Raw genomic sequence first — 23,108 nt, forward strand, 5'->3', positions numbered from 1 at the left:
CAACAGGAATCAGCACATGTTCAACGGTAAATCGATCTTCATCTCCGGCGGCACCGGCTCGTTCGGGCGCAAATTCATCGCCCGTCTGCTTGAGCAATACCAGCCCAAGCGCGTGGTGGTGTTCTCCCGCGATGAACTCAAGCAATACGAAATGCAGCAGACGTTCAACGCGCCGTGCATGCGTTACTTTCTCGGTGACGTACGCGACGCCGATCGTCTGCGGCAGGCCATGCGCGGCATCGACTACGTGGTGCACGCGGCGGCGCTCAAGCAGGTGCCGGCAGCGGAGTACAACCCGACCGAATGTATTCGCACCAACGTCAATGGCGCGGAGAACATCATCGCCGCCGCCATCGACAATGGCGTGAAGAAAGTCGTCGCGCTGTCCACCGACAAAGCGGCCAGCCCGATCAACCTGTACGGCGCGACCAAGCTGCTCTCGGACAAGTTGTTCGTCGCCGCCAACAACATTGCCGGCGAACAACAAACGCGTTTTGCCGTGGTGCGCTACGGCAACGTGGCGGGCTCGCGGGGGTCGGTGGTGCCGTTCTTCAGCAAGTTGATTGCCGACGGTGCGCAGGAGCTGCCGATCACCGACGAGCGCATGACCCGATTCTGGATCACTCTGGATCATGGCGTGCAGTTTGTCCTCGACAGCTTTGCGCGGATGCACGGCGGCGAAGTGTTCGTGCCGAAGATCCCGTCGATTCGCATCGTCGATCTGGCGCGGGGCATGGCCGAGCATCTGCCGCACAAGAACGTTGGTATTCGTCCCGGGGAAAAACTGCATGAACTGATGGTGCCGCTGGACGATGCGCGGATGACCCTGGAGTTCGAAGACCACTACACCATCCAGCCTTCCATCCGCTTTACCAGCGTCGATGTCGATTTCTCCATCGACAAGCTTGGCGAACATGGGCGGCCGGTGAGTGAAGATTTCGAATACCGCTCCGACACCAATCCGCACTATCTCTCGGTCGGGCAGATCGCCGAGCTGCACGCGAAGTTGTCGGCATGATTCCCTACGGTCGGCAGAGCGTTGATCAGGCGGACATCGATGCGGTGGTCGAGGTGCTGCAATCGGACTGGCTGACTCAAGGCCCGACTATCGAGCGCTTTGAGCAGGCGATGGCCGAACGTTGCCAGGCCGACTTCGCGGTGGCGGTGTGCAACGCCACGGCGGCGCTGCATATTGCCTGCCTTGCTGCCGGCCTTGGCCCGGGCGATCGCTTGTGGACCACGCCGAACACTTTTCTGGCCTCGGCCAACTGCGGGCGCTATTGCGGCGCCGACGTCGATTTCGTCGACATCGATCCGCTGACCTGGAATCTCGATGCCTTCGCCCTCGCCGCGAAGCTCGATCAGGCCGAGCAGGACGGCACGCTGCCGAAAGTGTTGGTGGCGGTGGCGTTCTCCGGGCAGAGCTGCGACCTGCGCAAGATTGCCGAACTGGCCGAGCGCTACAACTTCACCGTGATCGAAGACGCCTCGCACGCCGTGGGCGCCAGCTACGCCGGGCGCCCGGTGGGTTGCGGGGAATTTGCGGCAATGACCGTGTTCAGTTTCCACCCGGTGAAGATCATCACCAGTGCCGAAGGCGGCATGGTCCTGACCAATCGCCCGCAACTGACGGAGCGCCTGCAACGCTTGCGCAGCCATGGCATGACCCGCGATCCGCAGCAGATGAGCGAACCCAGCCACGGCCCGTGGTATTACCAGCAGATCGAGCTGGGCTTCAATTACCGGATCACCGAGTTGCAGGCGGCGCTGGGTCTGTCGCAACTGGCCAAACTGGACGGGTTTATCGCCCGTCGCCGCGAACTGGCGGCGCGTTACGACCGGTTGCTGGCCTACTTGCCGCTGACGTTACCGAGCGCGCAGCCGGAGGCGGATTCGGCGTGGCATCTGTACGTGGTGCGCTTGCAGACCGAGCGCATTGGCCTGACCCACCGTCAGGTGTTCGAAGGCTTGCGTGCCGCCGGCATCGGCGTGAACCTGCACTATATTCCGGTGCATTTGCAGCCGTACTATCGCGACCTGGGTTTTGCCGAAGGCGACTTCCCCGAAGCCGAGCGTTATTACGCCGAGGCGATCAGCCTGCCGCTGTATCCGTTGCTCAGTGATGAGCAGCAGGATCATGTGGTTGAGCAATTGCGCCGGCTGACCGAATAAATCCCGCTGCGGCGGCGAATGAGACTGTGCAATGCGTGATCTGAGTGAGCAGGAAAAATTCTGGCAGGGCGACTTTGGCAACCAGTATGTCGATCGCAACGTCGGACAACCGCTGGTGGCGGCCAATCTGGCGTTGTTCGCCAAGGCCCTGAGCCGCGCCGGGCGCATCGACAGTGTGGTTGAGCTGGGCACCAATGCCGGCAACAATCTGCAGGCGCTGCGTCAACTGCTGCCGCACAGTGAACTGTTCGGCGTCGAGATCAATGAAAGCGCCTGTGCTCAGGCGCGGGCACTGGGCATCGCGCAGATCTGGCACGGCTCGCTGTTCGATTTTCCCCGCGAGCGCAGCTACGACCTGACCCTGAGCAAAGGCGTGCTGATCCATCTGGCGCCGGAGCTGCTGCCGACCGCCTATGCGCAGTTGTATGCGTTGAGCCAGCGCTACATCCTGATCGCCGAGTACTACAATCCGGCACCGGTGGAAGTGTCCTATCGCGGCAACAGCGGCAAGCTGTTCAAGCGCGATTTCGCCGGGGAAATGCTCGATCGTTATGCCGATCTGCACTTGCTCGATTACGGCTTTGGTTATCACCGTGATCCACAATTCCCGGTGGACGACATCACCTGGTTTCTGCTGGAAAAACGTCCTTGAACAGCGTCGCAATCATCCCGGCCCGTGGTGGCAGCAAGCGCATCCCGCGCAAGAATCTGTTGCCGTTCGACGGTGTGCCGATGATTGTCCGCTCGATCCGTACGGCGCTCGACAGTGGCCTGTTCGAACAGGTCGTGGTCAGTACCGATGACGCCGACATTGCCGAGCTGGCGCTGGCCCATGGCGCGCAAGTGCCGTTCCTGCGCCCGGCTGAACTGGCGGATGATTTCACCGGCACCGCTGCGGTGATCGTGCATGCCTTGCAGCAACTGCCAGCCTTCGATTACGCCTGCTGCGTGTACGCCACGGCGCCGTTGTTGCAGGCGCGTTTTTTGCGCGAGGGATTCGAGTTGCTGCAGCAGCACCCGGACAAAGCCTTTGCGTTCTCCGTGTGCAGCTTTGGTTTCCCGGTGCAGCGTGCGCTGACGCTGGACGGGCAGGGCGCATTGACCGCGTTGTACCCGGAATTTCGCAACACCCGCTCGCAGGATCTGCCTGAAGCTTTTCAGGACGCCGGCCAGTTTTACTGGGGCCGTCGCGAGGCATGGCTGCGCGGTGACGTGTTGTATTCACCCGCGAGCCTACCGGTGCTTCTGCCGCGGCATCTGGTGCAGGACATCGACACGCTGGAAGACTGGAAGCGCGCCGAATACCTCTACGCCGCGCTCAAGGCCGGCGGAGAACTGCAATGAGAGTGCTGATCCGCGCTGACGCTTCGCCGACCATCGGCAGTGGCCACATTGCCCGTTGCCTGACGCTGGCGCGAGTGCTGCGCAAACAGGGCAGTCATGTCGCGTTTGCCTGTCGGCGGTTGCCCGGGCATCGGCTCGATGCCTTGGCTGCCGAAGGTTTCGAGACCTTCGCCTTGCCGGACGTCTACCCCGACGAAGACCCGCAGCAAGCCATTGAATCGATGCTGCCGTGGCAGGCGGACATTGAGGCGCTGGATGCCTTGCTGGCAGGTCACGCCGCATTCGACTGGATCATCGCCGACCACTACGGCCTTGATCATCACTGGCAAACCGCTGCCCGTCGTTGGGCGCCACGGATTGCGGCGGTGGACGATCTCGCCACCCGCCGTTACAGCGTTGATCTGCTGCTCAATCAGAACCTGTCCGGCCTCAGCGCAAACTATGCGCCGCTGCTGCCCGAAGACTGCCGCACCTTGCTCGGTCCGCGCTACGCCATGCTGCGCGAGGAGTTCGTCTGCCCGGCCATTGCGATCAAGCCCAAGGCGCGCCGGGTGCTGGTGAATTTCGGTGGTTTCGATGCGGCGATGCAGACCCATCACGCGATGTTGGCGCTGAAGGATTTCGCAGAGCTGGAAGTGGATTTCGTCGCCGGTGCAGACAATCCTGCGTGGGCGCAAATGCAGGCACTGGCCGCCACACGGCCACACTGGCGCCTGCGCAGTTTCGTCAGCGATTTCCAGCAACGCATGACCGCGGCCGATCTGTTTATCGGCGCCGGTGGCGGCACCAGTTGGGAGCGCGGGGCGCTGGGCCTGCCGACCCTCTGCATCGCGGTATCGAACAACCAGCAAGCCAACGGCGAAGTCATGGCGGCGGCGGGGGCGCATGTGTTCATGGGTGCCCGCGAGCAGGTCAGCGTCGAACAACTGCGCGACGCCATCGGTTTTGTCGTCGACAATGTCTATCTGCGCCAGAGTCTGGCCGAGCGTTCACGGCAACTGGTCGATGGGCGCGGTGCGTTGCGCGTGGCGGCAGCGTTGGCCGGCGCGGTGCTCAAGCTGCGCCCGGCGACTCTGGATGACGCGCAATTGCTGTTCGACGGGCGCAATGCCGAGGCTGTACGCCGTTGGTCACTGGACACTGGCGCAGTCGAATGGCCGCAGCACCTGAACTGGCTCAATGCGAGCCTGTGCAACCCGCAACGTCTGCTGTTGATTGCCGAGGCCGATGACGGCGCGGTCGGCGTCTTGCGTTATGACTTGCGTGGATTCGAGGCTGAAGTGTCGCTGTATCTGCTGCACGGGCGTTTCGGTCTGGGTTGGGGCAGGGCGCTGCTGGCGCGAGGCGAGGCGTTCGTCCGCGAGCACTGGCCGCAGATGACCGCCATCACCGCTCAGGTGCTGCCGGGCAATCGCCCCTCTTTGAATGTGTTTCGTGACGCCGGATTCACCCAGAGTGCCTGCGCGTTCACCAAGGTTTTGAAGGATCACCGCGATGAGTAGTTTCAAGATTGGCGAGCGTCTGATCGGTGCCGATGCGCCGCCGTTCATCATTGCCGAGATGAGCGGCAACCATAACCAGTCGCTGGAGATGGCTCTGCAGATTGTCGAGGCCGCCGCCAAGGCTGGCGCGCATGCCTTGAAGCTGCAGACCTACACCGCGCAGACCATGACCCTGGATCTGGCCGAGGGCGAGTTTTTCATCAAGGACCCGAACAGCCTGTGGGCCGGTACTTCGCTCTACGACCTGTACGAGAAGGCCCACACGCCGTGGGAGTGGCACGCACCGATTTTCGCCCGGGCCAAAGAGCTGGGCATGCTCGCGTTCTCGACGCCGTTCGATGACACGGCGGTGGACTTTCTCGAAAGCCTCGATGTGCCGGCGTACAAGATCGCCAGTTTCGAAAACACCGACCTGCCGTTGATCCGCCGTGTGGCCGCGACCGGCAAACCGCTGATCATCTCCACCGGCATGGCCAGCATCGCCGAGCTCGACGAAACCGTGCGCGCCGCCCGCGAGGCAGGGTGCAAGGATCTGGTGCTGCTCAAATGCACCAGCACTTACCCCGCGACCCCGCTCAACAGCAATCTGCGCACGATCCCGCATCTGCGTGAACTGTTCGGTTGCGAGGTAGGTCTTTCCGATCACTCCATGGGCGTTGGCGTGTCCGTGGCCGCTGTGGCGCTCGGGGCGACGGTGGTAGAAAAACATTTCACCCTCGACCGTTCGGCGGGTGGGGTCGACGCCAGTTTCTCGCTGGAACCTGCGGAGCTGGCCAGTCTGGTGGTCGAAACCGAACGCGCCTGGCAGGCCATGGGACAGGTGCATTACGGCGTCACCGTGGCCGAGCGCAAGTCGCTGGTCTATCGCCGCTCGCTGTACGTCACTGCCGACATGGCGGCCGGTGAAGCCTTTTCCGGGGACAATCTGCGCGCCATTCGCCCAGGTCTCGGTCTGCCGCCCAAGCACACCGATGCCGTCCTCGGTCGCCGCGCTCGTCAGGCGATCAAACGTGGCACGCCGCTGGACTGGTCGTTGGTCGAATAACCCGATCTGCAACCGATTCGGCAAAATAGCGTGACCTGCGAGTCATAACGCGCATCTTCACTGTATTGTATTGACCGGGGAGATGGCGCCTGGCCGTGTAATCGGTTCCAGTGATAGCCCTTTGCGCTCCCCGTGGCTGCCCTTTGTGGCGGCCGTTTTCTGTTTGTCGGCGCCCCTCGAATCCTTGCGAGCGGTGGTTTTGGGCTGTTTTTTATTGGGAAGCCGTAATGATTGGCATAAAAAGCATTGCGAGCTACGTTCCTGTAGCCGGCGTGGACAATTACGCACAAGGTGCAAAATTCGAGAAGGATGAAGAATTCATCCTTGGCAAAATCGGTTCGGCCTTCCTGCCGCGCAAAGATGCTGAACAGGAAACCTCCGATTTGTGCGTGGAAGCGGCCAATGCGCTGTTTGCCAGCAACCCTGAACTTAAGCGTGAATCGATCGACGCACTGATCGTCGTCACCCAGAACGGTGACGAAGAAGGTCTGCCGCACACCGCTGCCATCGTCCAGGACAAGCTCGGTCTGCCGACTAATGTCGCGGCGTTCGATATTTCCCTGGGCTGCTCCGGTTACGTCTACGGCATCTACGCGATCAAGGGCTTCATGGAAGCCGCCGGCCTGAAGAATGGCCTGCTGATCACCGCTGACCCGTATTCGAAAATCGTCGACCCGGAAGATCGCAACACCACCATGCTCTTCGGCGATGCCGCCACGGCGACCTGGATGGGTGAAGACCCGGCCTGGGCGCTGGGCAAGGCCAAATTCGGCACCGACGGTTCCGGCGCACCGCACCTGAAAGTCACCGATGGCGTGTTCTTCATGAACGGGCGTCAGGTGTTCAACTTCGCGCTGCTCAAAGTCCCGGCGCACTTGCACGAATTGCTCGACGACTCTGGCCTCAAGGCTGACGACATCGACGCCTTCTGCATTCACCAGGGCAGTGCGGCGATTGTCGATGCGGTGGCCCGCCGTTTCGAAGGCGAGCCGGAGAAGTTCATCAAGGACATGGTCGAGACCGGTAACACCGTGTCGTCGAGCATCCCGCTGCTGCTGGAAAAACACGTACTCGATTCCGACTGGCAGCGCATTGCCCTGAGCGGTTTCGGTGTCGGTCTGTCGTGGGGCTCGGCGATCATCTATCGTCCTTGAGTCGGTCAAAAACGGCGGATACAAAAATAGCGTTCAAGGTTACCCTTGAGCGCTATTTTTTTGCCTGAATGGAGCGCTAGGCGGCATGAGCGAGTTTTTCCAACCCAACGCCCAGGTCATCCAGCGACGCTGGCCGGCGTTGTTCGAGCGGCTGATGGCGGAAGACACCTCAGTCGTTCAAGCCGAACTGGTGCAGGGCTTGGGCTCGACGCTCAGTGTCAATGGCATTCAACTGACCAGTCGCCACGACCGCATCCATGAAGCCCGCATCCAGGCGGCCAGCCTGGCGGAAAAATCGCAGTTGCATGTCTACGGCACTGGCCTCGGCGATTTGCCAACGGTGCTGCTGGAGCGCGCTGGCCTTGAGCGGTTGTACGTGCATATCCTCAATGGCGCGGTGTTTGCGCTGGTGCTGCAACTGCTCGATCAGCGCCCGTGGCTGGAAGATCCGCGTGTGCAGCTGTTCTATGCCGGTGATCTGTCAGACATCTGCACACCGTTTTTCGCCCTGCCGGCCGAGATGCTGCTGGCTGATGATTTCAACGCGAAAATCCGCGATCGGCTGGTCAGCGAAGTGCACCTGAGCTTCAACAATCGCGAGTTCGATCCAAACTTGCCGTTCATTCAACAGCGTTTGCAGGACTGCCTGCCGGTGTTGCTGGGTGATGACGATGTGGCGCAGTTGTTCGGCAGCGCCAACGGCCGGGAAATCTATGTGATCGGCACCGGGCCGACGCTGGAAGGGCATTTCCAGCGTCTGGCGGCGGTGCATGCGCAGGCTGAACGTCCATTGTTGATGTGCGTCGATACCGCTTACCGGCCACTGCGCGAACACGGCATCGTCCCGGATCTGGTGGTCACCATCGATCAGCGCATCAGCTTCCGGCATTTGCCGTTCGAGGACTCCGCTGGCATCCCGCTGGTGTATCTGCCTATGAGCGATCCTGCGGTGCTGACCGCCTGGAAGGGCAAGCGTTACGGCGGTTACTCGGCCAGCCCGGTGTACGCCGCGTTACGTGAGCAATATCCGCGCGGGCAACTGCATGTCGGTGGCAGCGTGATTCATCCGGCGGTGGACCTGGCGGTGAAGATGGGCGCGTCGCGCATTACCCTGTTTGGCGCTGACTTCGCCTTCCCGATGAACAAGACCCATGCTGGCTGGAATGACGGTGATCTGGGGCCAGGGGTCGATCAGGCGCGGCATTGGGTGCAGGACGGTCATGGCCAGCGGGTCAGCACCCAGCTGAACTTTCGCGGCTATCTGTGTGTGCTGGAGCGCTATATCGCCGCGCATCCGCAGGTGCAGTTTTTCAACAGCAGTCGAGCGGGCGCACTGATCGCCGGGACGCAGTTCAATCAGGAGTTTGTGCAATGACGACGATTGAGCAGTGCGTCGACGAATGCCGTCAGTGCGCCGGGCTGTTTCGCCTGGGACGTGATGTCGAGGCGGCGCTGGATATGGTCGATGTATTCGAGGGCGCGCAGCAGTTGCTGATCGCTGCGCCTGCGCCGATTCAGCAGGAGTGGGCCTTTGTACTCACGCAGATGCTCGACTGTCAGGAGCGTCAGGACTGGTTGGGGCTGGCGGACTGGATGGAGTACGAGCTGATCGAAGTGTTGCAAAAAGCACGATCGGCAAAATGAGCGACCGCACTGGCCCGCGGCTTTGCGCGCGGGTCGGTTTTATGGCGTCATTTTTTCGCAGGTGGGAGGGCGCTAAGCCCTTGTTTTCTCGGGGGTGGCAGGGTGATGGCAAATTTTTTTCAAAAAGCCCTCAAGCAACTTGCCAACCCGACGATAACTATTACGAAGGTTCTCTAGGCCATTCCAGGCGGTTGCCAGGGCCGGAAGCCGCAGTACCCAACCAACGAGGAATTCGTCATGGCTTTAACAGTAAACACCAACACCACGTCGCTGAACGTTCAAAAGAACCTGAACCGCGCTTCCGACGCTCTGTCGACTTCGATGCAGCGCCTGTCTTCCGGCCTGAAAATCAACAGCGCTAAAGACGACGCTGCTGGCCTGCAGATCTCGAACCGTATGTCTTCGCAGATCCGTGGTAACACCCAAGCCATCCAGAACGCCAACGACGGTATCTCCGTTGCTCAGACCGCTGAAGGCGCTCTGCAAGCGACCACCGACATTCTGCAGCGTATGCGTGAACTGGCTGTTAAAGCACGTAACGGCACCAACGGCACTGCTGACCAGACCGCTACCAACGCTGAATTCGCTCAGATGTCTGACGAAATCACCCGTATCTCGGCATCGACCAACCTGAACGGCAAAAACCTGCTGGACGGTTCGGCTGGTACTGTGACCCTGCAAGTTGGCGCAAACACTGGTTCGGCTAACCACATCGACCTGGTACTGAGCTCCAAGTTCGACGCCGTCAGCCTGTCGGTTGGTAGCGGTACTCTGTCCCTGACTGGTGCTACCGTAACTGGCGCTTCGCAGAACATCGACAACGCGATCACCGCAATCGACGCCGCTATCGCTGCAATCGGTGCAACTCGTGCCAGCCTGGGTGCTTCGCAAAACCGTCTGACCAGCACCATCCAGAACTTGCAGAACATCACCGAGAACACCACTGCTGCACAAGGTCGCGTACAAGATACCGACTTCGCCGCAGAGACTGCTAACCTGACCAAGCAGCAAACCCTGCAACAGGCTTCGACCTCTGTTCTGGCTCAAGCCAACCAACTGCCTTCCGCTGTACTGAAGCTGCTTCAGTAATTTCGGAATGAGTTTGGGCGGGAGGGTGCGCTGGTCGCGCTCTCTCGCTTTTTTACGTTAGGAGGTGATGAGCATGGACATGAGCGTAAAGCTTAACGTGTCTTATCCGGCTCCCAAGCCAGCGACGCCTGTTGCTGATAAGCCGTCGGAGACGCCAAAAGTTGCACCGGCCGACGCTCCGGTCGCTGACAGGAAAAGTCAGCAAACGGATGACGCCAAGTTGAAACTGGCCGTGCAAGAGATCGAGAAGTTCGTTCAATCGATCAAGCGTAACCTGGAGTTCTCGATCGACGAGCACTCTGGCAAGGTCATCGTCAAGGTGATCGCAAGCGAGACGGGTGAGGTCGTACGCCAGATCCCCTCCGCAGAAGCACTCAAGCTCGCAGACAGCCTCGCCAACGCAAGCCATGTGTTGTTCGACGCCAAAGTCTGATAGCTGGCATGAATAGTGTTTGTCTTTCTTGAATGACGCCTGGATGGGTCAAAAGTCTGGCAACAATCTGAAGGGAGATGCACATGGCAAGTCCAATTCTACCGGGTTCCGGACTGGGTTCCGGCCTGGACATCGGCGCGATCGTGACCGCACTGGTCAACGCCGACAAGTCGCCGAAGCAGACGCAGATCGATTCCGCGACCAAAACCAATACCCTGAAGATTTCCGGTGTCGGCACGTTGAAGAGTGCGCTGACCGCGTACCAGACGGCGATGACCAACCTGGGCAGCAAGACCAACCCGGCGTTTGCCGGTTTCACGGCGACCTCGAGCAACACAGCGATTCTCGGCGCCACCTCCGATAACACCGCGGTGTCGGGGACTTACAACGTTGTTGTCAACCAATTGGCCACTGGCTCGAAAGTTGCCAGCGCTTCTTTCGCCGGCGGTGCTGCCAGTGCCATTCCGAGTGGTACCCTGAAAATCAGTCAGAATGGCACTGATTACAATGTCACGATCCCGGCCAATGCAACCTTGCAGAGCACCCGTGACGCGATCAACACGGCTCAGGGCGCCAATGGCATTTCTGCCAACATCGTGACCGACAGCAGCGGTGCTTCACGCCTGGTGATCAGCTCGAACAAGACGGGCGCAGGTACCGACCTCTCTGTCAGCGGGATTGCCGGTCTGGAGATCGACGGTACTCAGCCGATGGGTACCAATCCGGCGGCAGGCGCCTCTGGCAACGTCAATGGCCTTGCACAAGATGCCAAGGTGACCATCGACGGCCTGCAGGTTTCCAGCAAGAGCAATACGGTCAGTGGTGCAATCAGCGGCCTGACCCTGAATCTGACCACTGTCAGTCCTGAAGTTGGTGGCGTTGCCACGCCGACCGTTGTCAGCGTCGATACCAACACCAAGGGGCTGCAGGCTTCGGTTCAGGCCTTTGTTGACGCCTATAACACCCTGAAGACCACCATCGACACGCTTTCCAAGGCTACGCCTGATGAAGACGGCAAACTGACAGTGCAGGCGGCGTTTACCGGTGACTCGTTGCCGCGTTCGCTGATCGCCGACATCCGTGGCCAGTTGACTGCTCCTGCTGGTGCAAAGGGTTCTTTGTCCTATCTGTCGGAGATCGGTGTGATGACCGACCGCAACACCGGCAACCTGACGTTTGATACTGCTGCGTTCACCAAAACCATGGCTCAGCCCGGCAAGGCTGGCCAGGTGCAGCAGATGTTCACCGGGACCGACGACACCAACGGTCTGCTGGCACGCATGAACAAGGCGGTGGATCCGTATCTGAAGGCGCCTGCCGGTAGCGCCCCTACTGCCGTAGGCCTGCTTGATCAGCGCATGTCCATCCTGAACAACAACACCCGGAACCTGACCAGTCAGCAACTGGCGCTGGATCTGCGTGTTGCCAACCTGACCAAGACGTTGACGGCCAAGTACAACGCCATGGACTTGCTGGTAGGGCAGATGAAGGCGACGGCGAGCAATATCACGTCGTTCTTCAGCTCTCTGAACGCTCAGCAGTCCGCGAAGTAACCTGCAAGAACGACAAAAACCCGGCTACGCTTTATCGGCGTGCGCCGGGTTTTTGTCTTTTGATCTAAAGTTCTGTGATTCGTTGGCGATACACTGGTTATACGAGTCATTGTGGCAATGAGGTAGAACATGAACCCAATGTTAGCCCTTCGGCAATATCAGAAAGTCGGCGCGCACGCCCAGACCTCCGAGGCGAGCCCGCACCGTCTGGTGCAAATGCTGATGGAAGGCGGGTTGGCCCGCATCGCTCAGGCCAAGGGTGCCATCGAGCGCAAGGATATTCCTGGCAAGTGCACCTCGATCAGCAAGGCCATTGGCATTGTCAGCGGGCTGCGCGAAGGTCTGGATCTGGAAAAATGCGCCGATGAACTGGCCGATCTGGACGGGCTGTACATCTACATGATGAAGCGTCTCGCCGAGGCCAACATCAACAGCGATCCGCGCATTCTCGATGAGGTCGCCGGCTTGCTGAGCACGGTAAAAGAAGGCTGGGATGCCATCGCCCCCGAGCCTGCTCCGCAGTTTTAAAGGAGAGCACCATGAGTCTTGTATTGCAGCGAATCGCCGACACCCGTGAAGCGCTGGTCAGTGCGCTGGCCGAACGCAACTGGGAAGCCATTGGCGAGCTGGATCTGGCTTGCCGTTCCTGCATGGAAGACGTCATGGCCGAGGCCTCGCTGGATGAGGAGGCCTTGCGCAGTAACCTTGAGGAATTGCTCCATGTCTACAAGGAGCTTCTGGAGGCGGCGATGGGTGAGCGGCAGGCGATAGCCAATGAGATGTCGCAGATCACCCAAGCGCAAAAGGCGGCAAAGGTTTACCATCTGTTTGGTTAATTAACCCCCAGTTAATCCAGACATGTGCGCCATAAATTTGACTGTGCACGGTTTTTTGACTTAACTAGTGGCTGTTTTCAGATTTCAGGCGTCTACAGGCACAAGGTGTCCTGCAAGCGTCTCGCTTGCCCCATTTTTCGGGCATTGAGTTGACTAGGGAAGTTGCTATTGCATGTGGCGTGAAACCAAAATTCTGCTGATCGATGACGATAGCGTCCGCCGCCGCGACCTGGCGGTGATTTTAAATTTTCTCGGCGAAGAAAATTTACCCTGCGGCAGCCATGACTGGCAGCAGGCTGTCGGCTCTTTGTCATCGAGTCGTGAAGTCATCTGTGTACTGATCGGGACGGTAAATGCTCCGGGTGCACTTTTGGGCTTGTTAAAGACACTCTCGACGTGGGATGAGTTCCTTCCGGTTTTGCTGATGGGCGATAATTCTTCCGTCGACCTGCCGGAAGACCAGCGCCGCCGGGTGCTTTCGACCCTGGAAATGCCGCCCAGCTACAGCAAACTGCTCGACTCCCTGCACCGTGCCCAGGTCTATCGCGAGATGTACGACCAGGCCCGCGAGCGCGGTCGTCATCGCGAGCCCAACCTGTTCCGCAGCCTTGTCGGCACCAGCCGGGCGATTCAGCACGTCCGGCAGATGATGCAGCAAGTGGCCGATACTGACGCCAGCGTGCTGATCCTCGGCGAGTCCGGCACCGGCAAGGAAGTGGTTGCGCGCAACCTGCATTACCACTCCAAGCGTCGCGACGCGCCTTTCGTGCCGGTCAACTGCGGGGCGATCCCGGCAGAGCTGCTGGAAAGCGAACTGTTTGGCCACGAGAAGGGCGCCTTTACCGGCGCCATCACCAGCCGTGCCGGGCGTTTCGAATTGGCCAACGGCGGTACGCTGTTCCTCGACGAAATCGGCGATATGCCGCTGCCGATGCAGGTCAAGCTGCTGCGCGTGCTGCAGGAACGCACCTTCGAACGCGTGGGCAGCAACAAGACCCAGAGCGTCGACGTGCGCATCATTGCCGCGACCCACAAGAATCTCGAAAGCATGATCGAGATCGGCACCTTCCGCGAAGACCTCTACTATCGCCTGAATGTGTTCCCGATCGAGATGGCGCCGCTGCGTGAGCGCGTCGAAGACATCCCGCTGTTGATGAACGAACTGATCTCGCGCATGGAACACGAAAAGCGCGGTTCGATCCGTTTCAACTCGGCCGCGATCATGTCGCTGTGCCGTCACGGCTGGCCGGGCAACGTCCGTGAGCTGGCCAATCTGGTGGAACGCATGGCGATCATGCATCCGTACGGGGTGATCGGCGTGGTCGAATTGCCGAAGAAATTCCGCTACGTCGACGACGAAGACGAGCAGATGGTCGACAGCCTGCGCAGCGATCTCGAAGAGCGCGTGGCGATCAACGGTCATACGCCGGACTTCACCGCCAACGCGATGCTGCCGCCGGAAGGCCTGGACCTCAAGGACTACCTCGGTGGTCTGGAACAGGGCCTGATCCAGCAGGCGCTGGACGACGCCAATGGCATCGTGGCGCGTGCCGCCGAACGCCTGCGTATTCGTCGCACCACGTTGGTGGAGAAGATGCGCAAGTACGGAATGAGCCGGCGCGAAGGAGACGAACAGGCGGATGATTGACGCCTGTTTTTCAACGCCTTCATTTATAAGCAGTTTTTTTTAGGCACGGGTATTGCTACATCCCTCGCAACGTTCCGTTTAACTGACGGTCAGCCAAGCGAGAGAACACAATGCCCCACGCCCAGATGTCATCTGCCTCCCATGCCGAGGGGCAACCGTCGTCCGTAGAGCAGGCGAGCCGTCAGGGTCTTGAGCACGCGTTCGCGCTGTTCAATCAGATGTCCAGTCAACTGACCGATTCCTACAGCATGCTTGAAGCCCGGGTTACCGAGCTCAAGGGCGAGCTGGCGGTGGTCAGTGCCCAGCGCATGCAAGAGCTGGCCGAAAAAGAACGCTTGGCCAACCGCCTGCAAAACCTTCTTGATCTGTTGCCCGGTGGCGTGATCGTGATTGACGGCCACGGCATGGTTCGCGAAGCCAATCCGGCGGCGATCGACCTATTGGGGCTGCCGCTGGAAGGCGAGTTGTGGCGCCACGTCATCGCCCGTTGCTTCGCCCCGCGTGAAGACGACGGTCATGAAATCTCTCTGAAAAACGGTCGACGCCTGTCGATTGCCACCCGCTCGCTGGATGCCGAGCCGGGGCAGTTGGTGCTGCTCAACGACCTGACAGAAACCCGCCACCTTCAAGATCAACTGGCGCGCCACGAGCGTCTGTCGTCGCTGGGACGGATGGTCGCCTCGCTGGCCCATCAGATCCGCACGCCATTGTCCGCTGCGTTGCTCTACGCCAGTCATTTGGCTGAGCAGGAATTGCCGGTCGCCACCCAGCAGCGCTTCGCCGGCCGCCTCAAGGAGCGCCTGCATGAGCTGGAGCATCAGGTGCGCGACATGTTGGTGTTCGCCCGTGGCGAGCTGCCACTGACCGACCGCATCACCCCGAATACTCTGATGCAGGCGCTGCAAGCGGCGGCGCTGACTCATGTGCAGGATTTGCCCATTCGTTGGCAGTGCGACAGCCATGCCGGCGAACTGCTGTGCAACCGCGACACCCTGGTCGGGGCGATTCTCAATCTGATCGAAAACGCGATTCAGGCCAGCGATGGCAACGTGCGCCTGAAAGTGCACTGCTACACCCGCGACAACAGCCTGCGCCTGTGTGTCAGCGACAGTGGCAGCGGCATCGAGCCGCTGGTGCTCGAGCGTCTCGGCGAACCGTTTTTCACCACCAAAGTCACCGGCACCGGGCTGGGCCTGACCGTGGTCAAGGCAGTGGCGCGAGCGCATCAGGGAGAATTGCAGCTGCGCTCGCGGGTCGGGCGCGGCACGTGCGCGCAGGTGATCCTGCCGCTGTTTTCCGCTGTACAGGGAGCTGAGTAAACGTCATGGGCATCAAGGTTTTGCTGGTCGAGGATGACCGCTCGTTGCGCGAAGCGCTGGCCGATACGCTGTTGCTGGCGGGCCACGACTACCATGCAGTCGGCAGCGCCGAAGAGGCGTTGCAGGCGGTCGAGCGCGAAGCGTTCAGTCTGGTGGTCAGCGACGTCAACATGCCCGGCATGGATGGCCATCAACTGCTCGGTTTGCTGCGTGCCCGGCAGCCGCAATTGCCGGTGTTGCTGATGACTGCGCACGGCGCGGTCGAGCGTGCGGTGGATGCGATGCGTCAGGGCGCGGCGGATTACCTGGTCAAGCCGTTCGAACCCAAAGCTCTGCTGGACCTGGTGTCGCGCCATGCCTTGGGCAGCATCAGCACCACAGATTGCGAAGGTCCGGTGGCGGTCGAGCCGGCCAGTGCGCAATTGCTCGAACTGGCGGCGCGGGTGGCACGCAGTGATTCCACGGTGCTGATCTCCGGCGAGTCCGGCACCGGCAAGGAAGTGTTGGCGCGTTACATCCACCAGCATTCCCATCGTGCCAATCAGCCGTTCATCGCGATCAACTGCGCAGCGATCCCCGACAACATGCTCGAAGCCACGCTGTTCGGTCACGAGAAGGGCTCGTTCACCGGCGCCATTGCGACTCAGGCTGGCAAATTCGAGCAGGCCGATGGCGGCACCATTCTGCTCGACGAGATTTCCGAGATGCCCCTGGGCCTGCAAGCCAAGTTGCTGCGGGTGTTGCAGGAGCGCGAGGTCGAGCGCGTGGGGGCGCGCAAGCCGATCACCCTGGATATTCGCGTAGTCGCGACCACCAACCGTGATCTGGCCGGCGAAGTGGCGGCGGGGCGTTTCCGCGAAGACCTTTTTTACCGTCTGTCGGTTTTTCCTCTGGCCTGGCGTCCACTTCGCGAGCGCACTGCCGATATCTTGCCGCTGGCCGAGCGGTTGCTGAACAAACACGTCAATAAAATGAAGCATGCGGCGGCGAAACTTTCGCCAGAAGCCCAGGCTTGCCTGACCCACTACCCGTGGCCGGGCAACGTGCGTGAGCTGGATAACGCGATCCAACGCGCGCTGATTCTGCAGCAGGGCGGTTTGATCCAGCCACAGGATTTCTGTCTGACCGGCGCAGTGACCTATACCGCGGCGCCGGTGCAACCGCTGGTGCGCGAAATCGAAGTCGAGGCTGAATCCGCCGGGGCGCTGGGCGACGACCTGCGTCGCCGGGAGTTCCAGATGATCATCGATACCCTGCGCACCGAGCGTGGCCGGCGCAAGGAGGCTGCGGAGAAGCTCGGTATCAGCCCGCGTACCCTGCGTTACAAATTGGCGCAGATGCGTGATGCCGGGATGGACGTCGAAGGTTATCTGTTCGCCACCTGAAAGTTGACGCGAATAACGGTGGGAGGGGGCTTGCTCCCGAAGAGGTCAGGTCTGTCACATCATTGTTGAATGACACGCCGCCTTCGGGAGCAAGCCCCCTCCCACAGTCGTTTTGCGGTGATCCCGACATAGCGCACAGACCACAGCGGCATTTATGAAACAAGACCAGCCGAGCTGGCACCCTTGTTGCTAACACCTGTGTACCCGCCGAGTGAGTGTCAAAAAATTGCGGGCCGCCCAAGAGAGTAGACCATGAGCCAAGGTATTGAATTCAATCGGTTGATGATGGACATGAAGGCCATGAAAATGGACGCCATGGCCACGCCGAAATCGACTGCCGCCGTCCCTGAACTGGCAGGCAGCAGCTTTTCCGACATGCTCGGTCAGGCCATCAACAAAGTCAGCGATACCCAACAGGCGTCGACTCAGTTGGCCAACGCATTTGAAATCGGCAAGAGCGGCGTCGATCTGACGGACGTGATGATCGCCTCGCAGAAAGCCAGCGTGTCGTTCCAGGCTCTGACCCAGGTGCGCAACAAACTGGTTCAGGCTTATCAAGACATCATGCAGATGCCGGTTTAAGGACGAGATTGAGTCATGGCAGAAGCAGTCGCCGATAACGTTCCGGCCAAGGCCACCCCGATAGACGGCAAACCGCCGCTGTTCGGCCTGTCCTTCCTGGAAAACCTCTCCGAGATGACCATGCTGCGTCAGGTGGGCCTGTTGGTCGGCCTGGCTGCGAGCGTGGCGATTGGCTTTGCCGTGGTGCTGTGGTCGCAGCAGCCGGATTACCGTCCGTTGTACGGCAGCCTTGCCGGCATGGACGCCAAGCAGGTCATGGACACCCTGGCCTCCGCCGACATCCCTTACACCGTCGAGCCGAACTCCGGCGCCTTGCTGGTCAAGGCTGACGACCTGTCCCGTGCGCGGATGAAACTCGCGGCCGCTGGTGTCACTCCCAGCGACGGCAACATCGGTTTCGAAATTCTCGACAAGGAACAGGGTCTGGGCACCAGCCAGTTCATGGAAGCCACGCGTTACCGTCGCGGTCTCGAAGGCGAACTGGCGCGCACCATCTCCAGCCTGAACAACGTCAAGGGCGCCCGCGTGCACCTGGCGATTCCGAAAAGTTCGGTGTTCGTGCGTGATGAACGCAAGCCAAGTGCGTCGGTACTGGTCGAGCTGTACTCCGGGCGTTCGCTGGAGCCGGGTCAGGTGGTGGCGATCATCAACCTGGTGGCGACCTCCGTGCCTGAATTGAGCAAATCGCAGATCACCGTCGTCGATCAGAAGGGCAACCTGCTCTCCGATCAGGCGGAAAACTCCGAAATGACCATGGCCGGCAAGCAGTTCGATTACAGCCGCCGCATGGAGAGCATGCTCACTCAGCGCGTGCACAACATTCTGCAACCGGTACTGGGCAACGATCGCTACAAGGCTGAAGTCTCGGCCGACATCGATTTCAGTGCCGTCGAATCTACCGCCGAGCAGTTCAACCCGGACCAACCGGCGTTGCGCAGCGAGCAGTCGGTCAACGAACAACGCACCGCCAGCAATGGCCCGCAAGGCGTGCCGGGTGCCCTGAGCAACCAGCCACCGGCGCCGGCTTCGGCCCCGCAAACCACCGGTGGCGCGCAAGGCTCTACCGGGATGATTCAGCCAGGTCAGCCACTGGTCGATGCCAACGGTCAGCAGATCATGGACCCGGCCACTGGCCAGCCGATGCTCGCGCCGTACCCGGCGGACAAGCGTCAACAATCCACCAAGAACTTCGAGCTCGACCGTTCCATCAGCCACACCAAACAGCAGCAGGGTCGCCTGAATCGTCTGTCGGTGTCGGTGGTGGTCGACGATCAGGTCAAGGTCAATGCGGCCAACGGCGAAACCACCCGCGCGCCGTGGAGCGCCGATGAGCTGGCGCGCTTCACCCGTCTGGTGCAGGACGCGGTCGGTTTCGACGCCAGCCGTGGCGACAGCGTCAGCGTGATCAACATGCCGTTCTCCGCCGAACGCGGTGAAGTGGTTGCCGATATTCCGTTCTACTCCCAGCCATGGTTCTGGGACATCGTCAAACAAGTGCTGGGTGTGTTGTTTATCCTGGTGCTGGTGTTTGGTGTGCTGCGTCCGGTGTTGAACAACATCACCGGCGGCGGCAAAGGCAAGGAGCTGGCCGGTCTGGGCAGCGACGTGGAACTCGGTGGCATGGGCGGCCTGGACGGCGACCTGGCCAACGACCGCGTGAGCCTCGGTGGTCCGCAGAGCATTCTGTTGCCGAGCCCGAGTGAGGGTTACGACGCACAACTGAATGCAATCAAGAGCTTGGTGGCCGAGGATCCGGGTCGCGTGGCTCAGGTCGTGAAAGAGTGGATTAACGCAGATGAGTGATAACCGAGCCGCAACCGTCAAACTGAACAAGGTCGACAAAGCCGCGATTCTGCTGCTGTCCCTGGGTTCCACCGATGCCGCGCAAGTGCTGCGCCACATGGGCCCGAAAGAGGTTCAGCGGGTCGGTGTGGCCATGGCCCAGATGGGCAACGTCCATCGCGAGCAGGTCGAGCAGGTCATGAGCGAGTTCGTCGACATCGTCGGCGACCAGACCAGCCTCGGCGTCGGCTCCGACGACTACGTGCGCAAAATGCTCACCCAGGCGCTGGGTGAAGACAAGGCCAACGGCCTGATCGACCGCATCCTGCTCGGTGGCAACACCAGCGGCCTCGACAGCCTGAAATGGATGGAGCCGCGCGCGGTTGCCGACGTGATCCGTTACGAACACCCGCAGATCCAGGCGATCGTGGTGGCGTACCTCGACCCGGATCAGGCCGGTGAAGTACTGGGCAACTTCGACCACAAGGTGCGTCTGGACATCATCCTGCGCGTGTCGTCGTTGAACACCGTACAACCGGCTGCGCTGAAAGAGCTGAACCAGATTCTCGAGAAGCAGTTCTCCGGCAACTCGAACGCCTCGCGCACCACCCTGGGTGGCATCAAGCGTGCGGCGGACATCATGAACTTCCTCGACAGCTCGATCGAAGGTCAGCTCATGGACTCGATCCGCGAAGTCGACGAAGACCTGTCCGGTCAGATCGAAGACCTCATGTTCGTGTTCAACAACCTCGCCGACGTCGACGACCGCGGCATCCAGGCGCTGTTGCGCGAAGTGTCCTCCGACGTGCTGGTGCTGGCCCTCAAGGGTTCGGACGAAGGCGTCAAAGAAAAGATCTTCAAGAACATGTCCAAGCGTGCGGCCGAACTGTTGCGCGACGACCTCGAGGCCAAAGGCCCAGTGCGCGTCAGCGACGTGGAAACCGCGCAGAAAGAAATCCTCACCATTGCCCGTCGCATGGCCGAAGCCGGCGAAATCGTGCTCGGTGGCAAGGGCGGCGAGGAAATGATCTAAGCCCATGGACAAGCATGACGAGTCAGTGACGGATCTGATCCGCGCCCGCGATGTCCGTGGTTTCGAATCCTGGGCACTGCCCAGCTTCGATCCGCCGAAACCGGAACCCGAGCCGGAACCGGAGCCCGAACCGCCGGAAATGGAAGAAGTGCCGCTGGAAGAAGTCCAGCCACTGACCCTGGAAGAACTCGAAAGCATCCGTCAGGAGGCTTACAACGAGGGCTTTGGCATCGGCGAGAAGGAAGGTTTTCACAGCGCCACGCTCAAGGTGCGTCAGGAAGCCGAAGTGGCGCTGGCGGCGAAACTGGCCAGCCTCGAGCAACTGATGACCCATCTGTTCGAGCCGATTGCCGAGCAGGACACGCAGATCGAAAAGTCGCTGGTCGACCTCGTGCAACACATCACCAGACAGGTGATCAAGCGCGAATTGGCCATCGATTCCAGCCAGATCGAACACGTCATGCGCGACGCGCTCAAGCTGCTGCCGTTGGGCGTGGACAACGTGCGTCTGTACGTCAATCCGCAGGACTTCGAACAAGCCAAGGCCTTGCGCGAGCGTCATGAGGAATCCTGGCGCATTGTCGAAGACGACTCGCTGCTGCCGGGCGGGTGCCGGGTTGAAACCGAACACAGCCGCATCGACGCCAGCATCGAGACCCGCGTGACCCAGATCATGGCCAAACTGTTCGACCAGTTGCACGAACAGGCTCTGCACCCGGCCGCGCCGGACCTGAGCCTGGACATTCCTGAAGAAAGCCAACTGGCGGCTGCGCCGCAAGAGCCGCTCGCGGACACCCCCGATGCGCCTTGAACGCACCAGTTTCGCCAAGCGCCTCAGCACCTATGCCGACGCCACTGAAATCGCCGGCGCGCCGATTCTCGAAGGCCGCCTGCTGCGTATGGTCGGCCTCACCCTCGAAGCCGAAGGCCTGCGCGCCGCCATGGGCACGCGCTGCCTGGTCATCAATGACGACAGTTATCACCCGTCCCAGGTGGAAGCGGAAGTCATGGGCTTCTCTGGCAGCAAAGTCTTTCTGATGCCGGTCGGCAGCGTCGCCGGCATTGCCCCGGGCGCCCGCGTGGTGCCGCTGGCCGAAACCGGTCGCCTGCCGATGGGCATGAGCATGCTCGGTCGCGTACTCGATGGCGCCGGACGCGCGCTGGACGGCAAGGGCGGGATGAAGGCTGAAGACTGGGTGCCGATGGACGGCCCGACGATCAACCCGCTCAACCGTGACCCGATCCACGAACCACTGGATGTCGGCATTCGTTGCATCAACGGTTTGCTGACGGTCGGGCGTGGTCAGCGTCTGGGTCTGTTCGCCGGTACCGGTGTCGGTAAATCGGTGCTGCTGGGCATGATGACCCGCTTCACCGAGGCCGACATCATCGTCGTCGGCCTGATCGGTGAGCGGGGCCGAGAAGTTAAAGAGTTCATCGAGCACATCCTCGGTGAAGAAGGCCTCAAGCGTTCGGTGGTCGTCGCCTCGCCGGCGGACGATGCACCGCTGATGCGTCTGCGCGCGGCGATGTACTGCACGCGCATCGCCGAGTATTTCCGCGACAAAGGCAAGAACGTCCTGTTGCTGATGGATTCGCTGACCCGTTTCGCTCAGGCCCAGCGGGAAATCGCCCTGGCCATCGGCGAGCCGCCGGCGACCAAGGGGTATCCGCCCTCGGTGTTCGCCAAACTGCCGAAATTGGTGGAGCGCGCCGGTAATGCGGAGAAGGGCGGCGGTTCGATCACTGCGTTCTACACCGTATTGTCCGAAGGCGATGACCAGCAGGATCCGATTGCCGACTCGGCGCGGGGCGTGCTCGACGGCCACATCGTGTTGTCCCGGCGTCTGGCCGAGGAAGGGCACTACCCGGCCATCGACATCGAAGCGTCGATCAGCCGGGTGATGCCGGCCGTGGTCTCGGCGGAGCACATGCAGCGCGCGCAGTATTTCAAGCAGCTGTGGTCGCGCTATCAGCAGAGCCGCGATCTGATCAGCGTCGGCGCTTACGTCGCCGGTGGCGACCGCGAGACCGATCTGGCGATCTCGCTGCAACCGCAATTGACCCGCTACCAGCGACAGGGCCTGAACGACAAGATCAACATGGGCGAGAGCCAGGCTTACCTCGAAACCCTGTTCGCGCCTGCGGCGGGTGGGTAACCGGCCATGGCCGTGAGCCGAGCTGCGCGTCTGGCACCGGTGGTGGAAATGGCCGAACAGGCCGAGAAAACCGCCGTGCAACGCCTGGGTTACTTTCAGGGTCAGGTCAAAGTCGCTGAAAGCAAACTCGCCGACCTCGACGCCTTTCGTCTGGATTATCAGGAACAGTGGATCGTGCGCGGCAGCGACGGGGTTTCCGGGCAATGGCTGCTGGGTTATCACGGCTTTCTGGCGCAACTGGACACCGCGATCGACCAGCAGCGCCAGAGCCTGGTCTGGCACCAGAACAACCTGATCAAGGCGCGGGACGCCTGGCAGCAGGCATTCGCCAAGGTCGAAGGTCTGCGCAAACTGGTACAGCGCTACCGCGAAGAGGCGCAACGCCTCGAAGACAAGCGCGAGCAGAAGCTGCTGGACGAGTTGTCGCA

General features: G+C 60.9%; 23 protein-coding genes. All 23 read left to right on the plus strand.

The features are described from left to right. The first annotated feature begins 16 nt into the window (after positions 1-16). On the plus strand, positions 17-1,018 hold the full coding sequence (gene pseB, locus H043_RS0125445) for a UDP-N-acetylglucosamine 4,6-dehydratase (inverting) (RefSeq protein WP_027614222.1): 1,002 nt from the start codon (positions 17-19) through the stop codon (positions 1,016-1,018). Further along, complete coding sequence (pseC, locus tag H043_RS0125450; RefSeq protein ID WP_027614223.1) at positions 1,015-2,172, plus strand: UDP-4-amino-4,6-dideoxy-N-acetyl-beta-L-altrosamine transaminase; 1,158 nt, start codon at positions 1,015-1,017, stop codon at positions 2,170-2,172. Before pseB ends, pseC begins: the two co-directional genes overlap by 4 nt. Before the next feature lie 31 nt (positions 2,173-2,203). Beyond that, positions 2,204-2,824: a pseudaminic acid biosynthesis-associated methylase gene (locus H043_RS0125455; protein ID WP_027614224.1), complete on the plus strand. Its 621-nt coding sequence runs from the start codon at positions 2,204-2,206 to the stop codon at positions 2,822-2,824. After that, entirely contained in the window at positions 2,821-3,516 is a 696-nt protein-coding gene (pseF, locus tag H043_RS0125460; protein ID WP_027614225.1) for a pseudaminic acid cytidylyltransferase, read from the plus strand. The genes H043_RS0125455 and pseF overlap by 4 nt, the downstream gene beginning before the upstream one ends. After that, positions 3,513-5,018, plus strand: coding sequence for a UDP-2,4-diacetamido-2,4,6-trideoxy-beta-L-altropyranose hydrolase (pseG, locus tag H043_RS0125465; RefSeq protein ID WP_027614226.1), 1,506 nt, complete (start codon positions 3,513-3,515; stop codon positions 5,016-5,018). Before pseF ends, pseG begins: the two co-directional genes overlap by 4 nt. Next, complete coding sequence (gene pseI, locus H043_RS0125470) at positions 5,011-6,063, plus strand: pseudaminic acid synthase (protein ID WP_027614227.1); 1,053 nt, start codon at positions 5,011-5,013, stop codon at positions 6,061-6,063. Before pseG ends, pseI begins: the two co-directional genes overlap by 8 nt. Positions 6,064-6,290: 227 nt before the next feature. Next, entirely contained in the window at positions 6,291-7,217 is a 927-nt protein-coding gene (locus tag H043_RS0125475) for a ketoacyl-ACP synthase III (protein ID WP_027614228.1), read from the plus strand. A gap of 85 nt (positions 7,218-7,302) precedes the next feature. Then, the gene (locus tag H043_RS0125480; RefSeq protein ID WP_027614229.1) at positions 7,303-8,592 is read left to right on the plus strand and encodes a motility associated factor glycosyltransferase family protein; all 1,290 of its coding nucleotides are present in this window, start codon (positions 7,303-7,305) and stop codon (positions 8,590-8,592) included. Further along, on the plus strand, positions 8,589-8,861 hold the full coding sequence (locus H043_RS0125485) for a hypothetical protein (RefSeq protein WP_027614230.1): 273 nt from the start codon (positions 8,589-8,591) through the stop codon (positions 8,859-8,861). The genes H043_RS0125480 and H043_RS0125485 overlap by 4 nt, the downstream gene beginning before the upstream one ends. A gap of 237 nt (positions 8,862-9,098) precedes the next feature. Then, positions 9,099-9,950, plus strand: coding sequence for a flagellin domain-containing protein (locus H043_RS0125490; RefSeq protein WP_007920059.1), 852 nt, complete (start codon positions 9,099-9,101; stop codon positions 9,948-9,950). A gap of 73 nt (positions 9,951-10,023) precedes the next feature. Next, positions 10,024-10,383 (plus strand): flagellar protein FlaG, encoded by a 360-nt coding sequence (locus tag H043_RS0125495; RefSeq protein WP_027614231.1) that lies wholly within the window; start codon positions 10,024-10,026, stop codon positions 10,381-10,383. Between the two features lie 83 nt (positions 10,384-10,466). Further along, complete coding sequence (gene fliD / locus H043_RS0125500; protein WP_027614232.1) at positions 10,467-11,936, plus strand: flagellar filament capping protein FliD; 1,470 nt, start codon at positions 10,467-10,469, stop codon at positions 11,934-11,936. A gap of 129 nt (positions 11,937-12,065) precedes the next feature. Further along, the gene (gene fliS / locus H043_RS0125505) at positions 12,066-12,464 is read left to right on the plus strand and encodes a flagellar export chaperone FliS (RefSeq protein ID WP_027614233.1); all 399 of its coding nucleotides are present in this window, start codon (positions 12,066-12,068) and stop codon (positions 12,462-12,464) included. 11 nt (positions 12,465-12,475) lie between these two features. Beyond that, the gene (locus H043_RS0125510) at positions 12,476-12,772 is read left to right on the plus strand and encodes a hypothetical protein (protein ID WP_007966233.1); all 297 of its coding nucleotides are present in this window, start codon (positions 12,476-12,478) and stop codon (positions 12,770-12,772) included. Positions 12,773-12,944: 172 nt separating this feature from the next. After that, positions 12,945-14,420, plus strand: coding sequence for a sigma-54 dependent transcriptional regulator (locus tag H043_RS0125515; protein WP_003222863.1), 1,476 nt, complete (start codon positions 12,945-12,947; stop codon positions 14,418-14,420). Between the two features lie 125 nt (positions 14,421-14,545). Next, a complete protein-coding gene (locus H043_RS0125520) occupies positions 14,546-15,739 on the plus strand; it encodes a PAS domain-containing sensor histidine kinase (RefSeq protein WP_177325666.1) in 1,194 nt (397 codons plus the stop codon). A 5-nt stretch (positions 15,740-15,744) separates the two neighbouring features. Continuing rightward, complete coding sequence (locus tag H043_RS0125525) at positions 15,745-17,124, plus strand: sigma-54 dependent transcriptional regulator (RefSeq protein ID WP_027614235.1); 1,380 nt, start codon at positions 15,745-15,747, stop codon at positions 17,122-17,124. A gap of 252 nt (positions 17,125-17,376) precedes the next feature. Beyond that, the gene (gene fliE / locus H043_RS0125530; RefSeq protein ID WP_003222869.1) at positions 17,377-17,706 is read left to right on the plus strand and encodes a flagellar hook-basal body complex protein FliE; all 330 of its coding nucleotides are present in this window, start codon (positions 17,377-17,379) and stop codon (positions 17,704-17,706) included. Positions 17,707-17,721: 15 nt separating this feature from the next. Further along, positions 17,722-19,509, plus strand: coding sequence for a flagellar basal-body MS-ring/collar protein FliF (gene fliF / locus H043_RS0125535; RefSeq protein ID WP_027614236.1), 1,788 nt, complete (start codon positions 17,722-17,724; stop codon positions 19,507-19,509). Next, positions 19,502-20,521 (plus strand): flagellar motor switch protein FliG, encoded by a 1,020-nt coding sequence (fliG, locus tag H043_RS0125540; protein WP_007920042.1) that lies wholly within the window; start codon positions 19,502-19,504, stop codon positions 20,519-20,521. The genes fliF and fliG overlap by 8 nt, the downstream gene beginning before the upstream one ends. A 4-nt stretch (positions 20,522-20,525) precedes the next feature. Then, entirely contained in the window at positions 20,526-21,332 is an 807-nt protein-coding gene (gene fliH, locus H043_RS0125545) for a flagellar assembly protein FliH (RefSeq protein WP_027614237.1), read from the plus strand. Next, complete coding sequence (gene fliI, locus H043_RS0125550; protein ID WP_007966241.1) at positions 21,322-22,680, plus strand: flagellar protein export ATPase FliI; 1,359 nt, start codon at positions 21,322-21,324, stop codon at positions 22,678-22,680. The genes fliH and fliI overlap by 11 nt, the downstream gene beginning before the upstream one ends. Positions 22,681-22,686: 6 nt before the next feature. Next, positions 22,687-23,108, plus strand: a 422-nt coding sequence (gene fliJ, locus H043_RS0125555; protein ID WP_027614238.1) for a flagellar export protein FliJ, incomplete at its 3' end; no start/stop codon positions are given.

The sequence above is a fragment of the Pseudomonas sp. URIL14HWK12:I6 genome (assembly GCF_000514195.1).
GTDB classification, from domain to species: domain Bacteria; phylum Pseudomonadota; class Gammaproteobacteria; order Pseudomonadales; family Pseudomonadaceae; genus Aquipseudomonas; species Aquipseudomonas putida_A.